Here is a 9,501-nt window from a genome sequence, read left to right as displayed (position 1 = left end):
TCAGCGCGACTGCTTCCCCGTCCACGGTCACCCGGCTCTTCCCGGCCGCCGTCTCGCACCGCTCCCGGGCCCAACTCTCCATGCCCGCCTTGTCGATGGCGGGCTTGGCCTGGGTCGCCGGGATCTCCGCGAGGTCCTCCACATGGTCGACCCGTAGCTTCCCGGGACCGATCACGAGTCCGTCGTACCGGTTGACGGTGAAGTTCCCGAGCGGATGCGCCGACGCGGTACCGGAGGGGACAAGCACGAGCGCGCAGGCCGCCACGAGGACGGCCGCTCCGGACGCGAACACCCGTCGGCGCACGGCTACTTGCCGGGCCAGCCGGGCGCGGAGGCCACGCGCGGGGACGGTGCTCACTCGGCACCGCCCAGCGCCTTGAGTGACTTCTCGGCCAGCTTCGCGCCAACCGGCGAGAAGCCCGGGTTGAGCTTCAGCGCCGCCGAAAGGCTCCCGCGGGCCGCCTTCTTTTTGCCCGTGGCCTGTTCGATCATTCCGCGGTGGTAGAGGAACGTCGCGTCGCGGTAGCCGGTGGCCGTGGCGCGCCGCGCGTAGGGGAGGGCCTCGTCGTCGCGGCCGTTGACGTGCAGGGCCCAGGCGAGCGCGTCCGCGGTGTGGACGGTCTCCCGGCGATCCCACTCGGCGCGGGCGGCGCGCAGGGCGGCCTTGCGGTCGCCGTGGTCCGCCGCCGCGAGGGCCGTGTCGAGGTCGGCGTTGACGCCGTTCGCCCGGGCCAGCGCGGTCCAGGCGTTCACCAGGGCGTACTGGGCACGGGCCTTCGCCTTGTCCTCCTCGCCGCCGCGGGCCTCGTACAGCTCGCCGAGGACGACCAGCGGGCCGGGCAGCGGGAAGCGGGCCACGACGTCCTCCATGCCGGCGATCGCGGCCTTGCGGTCGCCGTTCGCGGCCTGCGCCCTGGCCCGGCCCTCCAGCGCCGGGAGGTACACCTTGTCGGCCCGCAGGGCCTGCTCGAAGTACGTGAGCGCCGACTTGTACTCGCCCTCGCGCCAGGAGAGTTGGCCCAGCGCCGTCGCCACGTACGCGATGTCGCCGGGGGTGGAGGCACCGGCGAGCGCCTGCTTCAGGACGCGCCGCGTCGTGGTGACGTCGCCGCGCAGCTCCCGTACATAGGCGTAGCGGGTGAAGACCGGGATGCCGGGGCGGCGCTCGTCGGCCTGGTCGGCGGCCTTGGACGCCTCCTTGTAGCGGCCGAGTTCGACCAGGGCGTCGATGCGGGTCGACAGCGCCCGCTCGTTGTACGCGTTCACGTCCAGCGCCTTGTCCGCGTAGCGGAGTGCGGCGGGGAAGTCGTGCCGGGCCGCGGCCAGCGCCGAACGGCCCGCGAGCGCCGGGTCGTTGTCCGGCTTCAGCTTCAGCGACCGCTCCAGCGCGCGCTCCGCCTGCGGATAGCGGGACGGGTCGCCGTTGGTGCGTGCCTGCTCGATGTAGGCGACGCCCAGCGTGGACCAGCCGCCGTAGTCCTTGGGCTGTGCCTTGAGGTGGGTCTGCAGTGCGGAGATGCTGGAGGCGAGGCTGCCGGTGGCCAGCAGTTCGGGAGCGACACCGGGCGCGGACGCCACCGTACGCACGCCGTCGTCGTCCTTGTTGCCCAGAACCACCGCTCCCGCGGTCATCGCGACGGCGATGGCCACCGCGCACGCGCCGAGCCGCAGCATCCGCGCCCGCGGGGACTCAGGACTTTCCTTCGGCCGGTCGGACCGGTCGGACCGGTCGGACCGGTCGGGCCTGTCCTCGCCCTCGGGCGGCGGGGTCACGTCCGCGCGATCCTTCTCCTGCGCGTCCTCGTTCGTACCCGGGGCCATGCCCTCTCCTCAATCTCCTTGATGGAAGCGGTGGTTCAGAAGCGGTGGTTCGGGGTGAGCGGCGCGGCCCGCGCGCCGTGGGGGACGGATACGCGCGGGCCGCGCCAGTCGGAGTGCGGGTCAGTAGGCCCGGCGGCGGCTGCGCCACCACAGGAGACCCGTGCCGATGAGCAGGAACCCGGCCGCGCCGGACGCCGCCGAGACGGCGATCAGCGTGGTGTCGTTCATGCCGGCCACACCGCCCGTGGTGCCCGCGGGCTGCAGGGCGTCACCGAGCTGGTTGCGGACGTCGTTCGTGCCCGTCGTGCCCTTGGCGAGCGGACCGCGCGAACCGGAGGTCGGCAGCGCGACGTACGGGAACGCCTTCTCGAACTTCTGGTCGTTCTTGTCGACCGCGTCACCCAAGTCGTTCTTGGCACCGACGAGTTCGCCCTCGACGACCTGCAGCGCGATGTCCAGCACGTCGTCGCCGAGGCGGCGTCCGTTCGGGAAGCCCGCGTTGTCGCCGTCCAGCACGCCGAGCCGCTTCTCCTTGGCCGCCGGCTTGATCGAGGTGTTCAGTCGCAGCATCTCCGAAGCACGCACGTGCGGGGGCTGGTTGAGGCCCTCGACACCCTTGAGGAAGACGTCGACCAGGTCGTTCCTGGGCTCCTTCGGGGCCGGGATCTTGTAGATCGCCTCGATGAGCTTCGGCAGTTCGGGGTTGGTGACGTTCTCCAGGAAGTCGCCGTCGTTCCAGGGCGAGGACGCGTTGAACTTGTCCTTGTCCTTGATGGGGTTGACGACCTCGTTCACCAGCGGCATACCGAGGCGCGAGACCTGCCGGTACTTGCCGCTCGCGCTCTTGCGCTGCGTCGTCGACCAGATGCCCACGATCGGCTGGTCGGCCGACTCCTGGATCATGTCGGTCGGCACCTGAAGGGCAACGGAGTTGACGTTGTACTCCTTCAGCGTGTCATTGCCGACCTCGGACAGGTTCCCGCCGTACAGCAGGTCGAAGACGCGCAGGTCCAGGAAGAACGGGTCGTCCGCCTGACCGGCGAACGTCTTCGCCCCGCCCGGGAGTTCGTGCACTGCCTGCTCGCGGAGCTTGGCGTAGTCCGGCATGGACGCCTGGCCGACGTTGGACGGGGCGACCGGCACGTCGTCCGCGTACTTGGTCTTCTTGACGACGTACTGGTCCTTGAGCTGCAGCAGATCGATGTCGTAGGTCTGCGTGATGTTGAGGTCCGGGTCGTCGAGGCTCTCGACCGGGCCCGTGTTGTACAGGAACGTCTTGTCGTTCTTGACGTGCGTCTTGAACGTGTAGCGGAAGACGAACTCGCCCTGCGCGTCACCGTTGTTGTCGATGTGCAGGTCGTACTGGGCGTCCTCGGCGAACGTGAAGAAGTTCGGCCCGCCCGCCGGTTCCTCGAACGGGATCCAGTTCGCGACGAGCGTCGTGGTGTCCGGATGGTCGGGGCTGACGAACGCGTACACGTCCGTGTTGTCGAACTGCGGCTGCCCCGAGATGAGCGGAGCCTCGCGGTGGCTGGACGCGCTCGCCGTCCCCGGTCCGAGCGCGGTCACGCCGACGGCCGCGAGCCCGCCGGTGGCCAACGCACCGCAGACAAGGGTCGCAAGGCTCCTGCGTCCCACGAACCCGCTGGTGAAAGGTGTCATGCCGTCCGTCCTCTGTCCCAAAGCTGTGTCCCGGCGGTGATGTCCGCGAGGAGCGACCCGTCGACTGGCCGGCTCCTGCTCTCGTTCCGCGTCGGTTGGTGTTGCCTGATGCACGCCATTCGGAGCGGGGGCTCGGAAGGATTGGTTCGGGATTCACCCGCGTTTTCAAGCAGTTGATCCGTAACCCCATCCGAAGGCGTTCCGGCGCCGAATACGTGAGGATGAGACGGGCCGTTCAATGGCCGGAGAGGGGGAAACGAGTGGAGGCGGACGAACTTCTGGTGCTCGTGGCCGGAGGAGACCAGAAAGCCTTCGAGGATTTGTACGGTCTGGTGTCCGGGCCGGTCTTCGGGCTGGTACGCCGCGTGGTGCGGGATCCGGCCCAGTCCGAGGAGGTGGCCCAGGAGGTTCTCCTCGAACTCTGGAGGTCCGCCGGACGCTACGACCCCGGCCGCGGCAGCGCACTGTCCTGGGTCCTCACCCTCGCGCACCGCCGGGCGGTAGACCGGGTCCGCAGTGCCCGCGCCGCCGGGGAGCGCGAACTGCGTATGGCCCGGCGCTCGAACGGCCCCGCCTTCGACCAGGTCGCCGAGGAGGTCGAGGCCGGCCTCGAACGAGAATGGGTGCGCCGCTGCCTGGACCGGCTCACCGCACTGCAACGACAGTCCGTCACCCTCGCCTACTACGACGGCTACACGTACCGTGAAGTGGCCGAACGGCTCTCCCTGCCGCTCGGCACGGTCAAGACGCGCATGCGCGACGGACTCACGCGGTTGCGCGACTGCCTGGGAGGTGTCGCATGACCAGCCTCTTCCGGCGGAGTGATCTGCACTCCCTGGCCGCCCCCTACGCCCTGGACGCCCTGGAACCCCATGAGCACAAGCGTTTCGAGAAACACCTGAGGCGCTGCGACAGCTGCGCCGCCGAGGTGCGCGCGCTGCGCGAGGACGCGGTCCGGCTCGCCTGGTCCACGGCGGCCCCGGCGCCGGCCGCGATGCGCGACCGGGTCCTGATGGCCGTACGGACGACCCCTCAGGAACCGTCGGCCTTCGCCCAGCCACCGGCTCGGGCGATCACGGACCGGTACGGGGAGCGGGCGCCGTCGCGTGCCCGTCGCTCGGGCTTCTCTCCGTTCCTCATCCCGCTCGCGTCCACCACGGCCGCCGCCGCCCTCGTCGTTGCCGCGCTCTTCGGCATGCAGGCGGCCCGCACCCAGGACCAGCTCGCCCAGGAGCGCGCCCAGGCACGTGAGATCGCACACGTTCTCGCCGCGCCGGACGCCCGCGCGAGCGCCGGACGCGACGCGAACGGACAGGGCATGAGCGTCGTCGCGTCCGCCTCGCAGCGCACCGCTGTAGTGACCGCCGCCGGACTGGGTACACCTTCCGACGGAAGGGTTCACCAACTGTGGCTCATGCGACCGGAGGAGAAACCGCGTTCCCTGGGGCTCCTGGACGGCGACACGCCCTTGATTGCCACCGGGCTGAACACGAACGCGACATCACTCGCTGTCACCGTCGAGCCGTCGGGCGGTTCAGTGCAGCCAACAACCGCACCGGTTGTCCAACTCGCCCTGGAATCAGTTGGATTCGGAGAGTAACCGTCAACACCCTTACCGGAAAGGTGAATCCCGCGCCCGGGATACACGGGTGTGGAGAGGGAGCGATAGGGTTAACCTGCCCGGGCCGGGTGCCCTCGTATGGGTGGGGAGTGACATGGAACAGATAACAGTGCGTGGCAGGGCGCGAGTCCCTGCGATCACGTGTGGCAGCAGCGCGACCAGCTCGCGCCTCGACCGCCATCTCTCGGTGATGGGTGGCCCCGCCATCCCTCAGCGCGAGGCGGCAGAGGCGACGGACCTGATGCGCGAGCTCACCGCACGTGACACCGCGCACAACCGCACCGCCAGGGGCGCGCGAGTGAGGCGGGTCTCGCTCTTCGCGCCACTGCGCCGACTGCGCCGTTCCCTGTTCGGCGGCCGCTGAGCGGCCTCGGCCGCTGACAGGCGGCCGAACCCGAGCAGGACCCCGACCCGCGCTCAGGCGGTCACACCGTCCCGGCGCAGTGCTGCGATCTCATCGTCCGTCATCCCCACGGCACGCAGCAGCGCCCCGGTGTGTTCCCCGAGCGCGGGTACGGGCCCCATCCGCGCCGAGTCCCCGCCCGGCAGCGTGATCGGCGGCAACAACGCCCTCAGCGGCCCGACCGGCGAACCCACTTCCCGCCACCGGTCCCGCGCCGCCAGCTGAGGATGCTCCGCCACCTCCCGTACGTCCCGCAGTCGCGCACACGCGATCCCGGCCGCCTCCAGACGCGCCACCGCCTCGTCGGTGACCAGCGCCGCCAGCGCCTTGCCGACCAACTCGTCGGTGTGCTCCCGGTGTTCGACCCGTGCCGCGTTCGTCGCGTACGCCGGGTCGTGCGCCAACTCCGGCCGCCCAAGCAGCTGTTCGGCCAGCCGCCGCCACTCCCGGTCGTTCTGCACCGACAGCAGCACCCGCCCGCCGTCCGCCGTCGGATAGGCGTCGTACGGGGCGATGACGGCGTGCGCGAGACCGGTGCGCGCCGGGGGAGTTCCGCCGTGCATCGCATGGTGCAGCGGATGCCCCATCCACTCGGCCAGCGCCTCCAGCATCGACACCTCGACCGGGCCCCCGCGCCCCGTCGTGCCACGCCGCACCAGCGCCGCAAGGACCCCAGAGAACGCGTACATCGCCGCCGCGATGTCGGCCGCCGGGATCCCCGCCTTCACCGGCTGCTCGGCCGTCCCCGTCACGGACACCAGCCCCGCCTCGCACTGCACGAGCATGTCGTACGCGCGTTTGCCGGCGTACGGCCCGAAGGACCCGTAACCCGAGATGTCCACGGCGATCAGCCGCGGGTCGGCCGCGCACAGCGTCGCCGCGTCCAGGCCGAGCCGCGCGGCGGCCCCCTGCGCGAGGTTCTGCACGAAGACATCGGCGTCCGCGACGAGACGGCGTACGACGTCCAGGCCGCGCGGGTCCTTCAGGTCGAGGGCGATGGACTCCTTGCCGCGGTTGCACCACACGAAGTGCGAGGCGAGACCGGCCGCCGCGGTGTCGTAGCCGCGCGCGAAGTCACCGCCGTCGATCCGCTCGACCTTGACGACCCGGGCCCCGAGATCGGCGAGCTGCCGGGTGGCGAAGGGGGCCGCGACGGCCTGCTCGACGGCGACGACGGTGATGCCCTCCAGGGGCAGGGGAAGCGGCTCCATGCGAGGGATCATGTCCCGCGCGCGAGGGCTTTGTCATGCGGGGGCCGGTGGCCGGTACACCGGGCGGACGTGGCCTCGGGACGGGCGGTCAGCGTCCGCCGTTGGTGTACCGGCGGACGGCGAGCGGCATGAACACCGCGATGAGGACCGCGCACCAGGCCAGCGACCCCGCGACGGGGTGCGTCACCGGCCAGGCGCCTTCCGTCGGCACCGGCGCGTTCCCGAACAGGTCGCGCAGGGCCGTGGTCACCGCGCTGATCGGGTTCCACTCGGCGATCGTGCGCAGCCAGCCCGGCAGGTTGTCCGTAGGGATGTAGGCGTTCGACAGCAGCGGCAGGAGGAACGTCGCGCCGCCCAGCTGTCCGGCCGCCTCCTCGCTCTGCGAGGCCAGGCCCAGCAGGATCCCGATCCATGTGGTCGCGAACCGGAAGAGCAGCAGCAGACCCACGGCGCCGGCCGCTTCCAGCGCGGAACCCTCCATCCGCCAGCCCACCGCGAGCCCCACCAGCAGCACCGGCACCGTGCCCACGGCCGTGACGACCAGGTCCCCGACGGCCTGCCCGAGCGGTACGGCGGCCCGGCTGATCGGCAGCGTGCGGAAGCGGTCCATCACGCCCCGGTGCGAGTCCTGGGCGGCCTGGAACATCCCGGTCATGATCCCGTTGGCCGCCGTCGCGACCAGGAGCCCCGGCACCAGGAAGGCCCGGTACTCCTCGCCGGGCATCGCCAGCGCGCTGCCGAAGACATAGCCGAAGAACAGCAGCATCGTGATCGGCATGGTCTGGGTGAGGATCAGCAGCCCCATGTTGTGCCGGATCCGCCGCAGCTGACGGCCCAGCATCGCGGTGCCGTCGTACGCCAACGCGCTCATGTCACGAGCTCCTTGCTGTCGGTGAGGTCCCTGGCCCCGGCTCGGGTCGAGCCGTCGGTCAGGCGGAGGAAGACGTCGTCGAGCGTCGGCGGGCGGAGGTTCACGTCCAGCAACGGCACACCGGCGGCGTCGAGTTCGCGTACGAGACGGGGCAGAGTGAGCGTCGGGTCGGTGGTGACCGCGCCGACGGAGTGCCGCTCCACGTCGAAGTCGGGCCGGGAGCCCGTCAGTTGGTCGAGGACGGCCGCCGCTCCGGCCATGGCGTCCGCGTCGGCGACGACCGCCTCCGCGTACGAGCCGATGAGCGCCTTGAGTTCGGCGGGCGTGCCCGAGTGCGCGACCCTGCCGCGGTCCACGAGGACGATGTCGTCGGCGAGCTGGTCGGCCTCCTCCAGGTACTGCGTGGTGAGCAGGACCGTCGTGCCCTCCGCCTTCAGCGCGCGCACGGTCTCCCAGATCTGGTTGCGGCTGTGCGGGTCGAGGCCCGTCGTCGGCTCGTCGAGGAACAGCACCGCGGGCCGGGTAATCAGGCTCGCGGCCAGGTCGAGGCGGCGCCGCATACCGCCGGAGTAGGTGGACACGGGGCGGTCCGCCGCGTCGGCGAGTTCGAAGCGGTCGAGGAGTTCGTCGGCGCGGGCCGCCGCCTTCGGGAGGCGGCGCAGCTTCGCGAACAGCCGCAGGTTCTCCCGCCCGGTGAGGTCGCCGTCGACCGACGCGTACTGCCCGGTGACGCCGATCGCGCGGCGCACGGCGTCCGGCTCCCGGACGAGGTCGTGCCCCGCGACACGCGCGGACCCCGCGTCGGGCCGCAGCAGCGTGGTGAGCAGCCGCACCGCCGTCGTCTTGCCCGCGCCGTTCGGCCCGAGCAGACCGCAGACCGTGCCCTCCGCCACGGCCAGGTCCAGCCCGCGCAGCGCCCGGACTTCCTTGAAACTCTTCTCCAGACCTTCACTAAGTACGGCGTACGTAGTCGTCATGGTGTGACCATACCTCACTACGTACGCTGTACGTAACTACGATGGGGACGACAGGATCCACCGATGGCAGGACTGACGACACCGATGGCAGGACGCGCCGACGTACCCGAAGTGATCTGGGCCCGACCCGAGCGCACGGGACGCGGGCCGCGGCCCGCGTTCACCCGGGCCGACATCGCGGACGCCGCGGTGCGGATCGCGGACGCGCAGGGGCTGGACGGGGTCTCGATGCGGCATGTCGCGGCCGAGCTGGGCTGCGGCACGATGTCGCTCTACAACTACGTGCCGCGCAAGGAGGACCTGTACGAGCTGATGGTCGACGCCGTCAGCGGTGAGCACGAGCTGTGGGAGCCGGCGGGGGACTGGCGGGCCGACATGCTCCGGGTCGCCCATGAGACCCGGGCGCTCATGCTCCGGCATCCGTGGCTGCCGGCTCTGATGTCACCGGTGTACGGGTTCAGCCCCAACGCCCTGCGCTATCTGGAGCACTGCCTCACGTGCCTGGACTCCTTCGAGGGGACGTACGGCACGAAGTTCGAGCTGATCGCGATGGTCAACGGGGTGGTGACGACGTACGTGGGAAATGAGCTGGCGACGGTTGAGCGGGTGCGGGCGTTGCCGTGGTCCGAGGAGCAGGAGAACGCTGTGCGCGGGGCGTACTTGGGTGGGCAGGTTGCCACCGGGGCGTATCCGCGGATGGCTGCGGCGTTCATGGAGGATGCGGGGCCGATTGATCTGGGGGCGGTCTTTCAGCGGGCGTTGGAGCGGGTGCTCGACGGGTTTGACCCGTCTCGCTGAGTGTGGCGGAGGGGTGGGGATGGGGATGGTGTGTTGAAGGTGCGGGCGGGTCGTGGCTGGTCGCGCAGTTCCCCGCGCCCCTTAAAAGATTGCGCCGTTCCCCGCGCCCCTGAAAGATGCGCCGTTCCCCGCGCCCC

The 9,501-nt window shown here is 70.8% G+C and carries 9 protein-coding genes and 1 pseudogene; 4 read left to right on the top strand and 6 right to left on the bottom strand.

From position 1 onward, the window contains the following. The 3 genes and pseudogenes from AOK17_RS52775 to AOK17_RS36290 form a co-directional block, all read right to left on the bottom strand. Nucleotides 1-358 (bottom strand): annotated as a pseudogene (locus AOK17_RS52775) (nickel transporter); the annotation flags it as partial. Next, nucleotides 355-1,821 carry a tetratricopeptide repeat protein gene (locus tag AOK17_RS36295; RefSeq protein WP_079053473.1) on the bottom strand — a complete coding sequence of 489 codons (1,467 nt, stop codon included), beginning with the start codon at nucleotides 1,819-1,821 and terminating at the stop codon, nucleotides 355-357. The gene AOK17_RS36295 and the pseudogene AOK17_RS52775, both read right to left, overlap by 4 nt. Nucleotides 1,822-1,941: 120 nt before the next feature. Further along, the gene (locus AOK17_RS36290; protein ID WP_055616861.1) at nucleotides 1,942-3,483 is read right to left on the bottom strand and encodes a DUF4331 domain-containing protein; all 1,542 of its coding nucleotides are present in this window, start codon (nucleotides 3,481-3,483) and stop codon (nucleotides 1,942-1,944) included. A gap of 260 nt (nucleotides 3,484-3,743) precedes the next feature. On the opposite strand from AOK17_RS36290, the gene AOK17_RS36285 reads away from it, so the two are divergent. The 3 genes from AOK17_RS36285 to AOK17_RS36275 all read left to right on the top strand — a co-directional run bounded on the left by AOK17_RS36285 (nucleotide 3,744) and on the right by AOK17_RS36275 (nucleotide 5,468). Next, nucleotides 3,744-4,286 carry a sigma-70 family RNA polymerase sigma factor gene (locus AOK17_RS36285; RefSeq protein ID WP_055616860.1) on the top strand — a complete coding sequence of 181 codons (543 nt, stop codon included), beginning with the start codon at nucleotides 3,744-3,746 and terminating at the stop codon, nucleotides 4,284-4,286. Beyond that, nucleotides 4,283-5,083 (top strand): anti-sigma factor, encoded by an 801-nt coding sequence (locus AOK17_RS36280; protein WP_055616859.1) that lies wholly within the window; start codon nucleotides 4,283-4,285, stop codon nucleotides 5,081-5,083. The genes AOK17_RS36285 and AOK17_RS36280 overlap by 4 nt, the downstream gene beginning before the upstream one ends. 115 nt (nucleotides 5,084-5,198) lie before the next feature. Next, entirely contained in the window at nucleotides 5,199-5,468 is a 270-nt protein-coding gene (locus AOK17_RS36275) for a hypothetical protein (protein WP_055616858.1), read from the top strand. Between the two features lie 53 nt (nucleotides 5,469-5,521). Here AOK17_RS36275 and AOK17_RS36270 read toward each other — a convergent pair whose 3' ends face one another. The 3 genes from AOK17_RS36270 to AOK17_RS36260 all read right to left on the bottom strand — a co-directional run bounded on the left by AOK17_RS36270 (nucleotide 5,522) and on the right by AOK17_RS36260 (nucleotide 8,566). Then, entirely contained in the window at nucleotides 5,522-6,730 is a 1,209-nt protein-coding gene (locus tag AOK17_RS36270; RefSeq protein ID WP_425424666.1) for a CaiB/BaiF CoA transferase family protein, read from the bottom strand. Nucleotides 6,731-6,806: 76 nt separating this feature from the next. Beyond that, nucleotides 6,807-7,589, bottom strand: a complete 783-nt coding sequence (locus tag AOK17_RS36265; protein ID WP_055616856.1) for an ABC transporter permease — start codon at nucleotides 7,587-7,589, stop codon at nucleotides 6,807-6,809. Then, a complete protein-coding gene (locus AOK17_RS36260; protein WP_055616855.1) occupies nucleotides 7,586-8,566 on the bottom strand; it encodes an ATP-binding cassette domain-containing protein in 981 nt (326 codons plus the stop codon). The genes AOK17_RS36265 and AOK17_RS36260 overlap by 4 nt, the downstream gene beginning before the upstream one ends. An 84-nt stretch (nucleotides 8,567-8,650) precedes the next feature. On the opposite strand from AOK17_RS36260, the gene AOK17_RS36255 reads away from it, so the two are divergent. Continuing rightward, on the top strand, nucleotides 8,651-9,364 hold the full coding sequence (locus tag AOK17_RS36255) for a TetR/AcrR family transcriptional regulator (RefSeq protein ID WP_055616854.1): 714 nt from the start codon (nucleotides 8,651-8,653) through the stop codon (nucleotides 9,362-9,364). Nucleotides 9,365-9,501 lie beyond the last annotated feature (137 nt).

It is taken from the genome of Streptomyces phaeochromogenes, from assembly GCF_001418655.1.
Classification (GTDB): Bacteria; Actinomycetota; Actinomycetes; order Streptomycetales; family Streptomycetaceae; genus Streptomyces; species Streptomyces phaeochromogenes.
This window is presented reverse-complemented; position numbering and strand designations above follow the sequence as displayed.

Excerpts from the sequence above, each read along its gene's own strand:
- AOK17_RS36295 (WP_079053473.1), bottom strand. The coding sequence starts at position 1,821 with ATGGCCCCGGGTACGAACGAGGACGCGCAGGAGAAGGATCGCGCGGAC.
- AOK17_RS36290 (WP_055616861.1), bottom strand. The coding sequence starts at position 3,483 with ATGACACCTTTCACCAGCGGGTTCGTGGGACGCAGGAGCCTTGCGACC.
- AOK17_RS36280 (WP_055616859.1), top strand. The coding sequence starts at position 4,283 with ATGACCAGCCTCTTCCGGCGGAGTGATCTGCACTCCCTGGCCGCCCCC.
- AOK17_RS36275 (WP_055616858.1), top strand. The coding sequence starts at position 5,199 with ATGGAACAGATAACAGTGCGTGGCAGGGCGCGAGTCCCTGCGATCACG.
- AOK17_RS36270 (WP_425424666.1), bottom strand. The coding sequence starts at position 6,730 with ATGATCCCTCGCATGGAGCCGCTTCCCCTGCCCCTGGAGGGCATCACC.
- AOK17_RS36265 (WP_055616856.1), bottom strand. The coding sequence starts at position 7,589 with ATGAGCGCGTTGGCGTACGACGGCACCGCGATGCTGGGCCGTCAGCTG.
- AOK17_RS36260 (WP_055616855.1), bottom strand. The coding sequence starts at position 8,566 with ATGACGACTACGTACGCCGTACTTAGTGAAGGTCTGGAGAAGAGTTTC.
- AOK17_RS36255 (WP_055616854.1), top strand. The coding sequence starts at position 8,651 with ATGGCAGGACGCGCCGACGTACCCGAAGTGATCTGGGCCCGACCCGAG.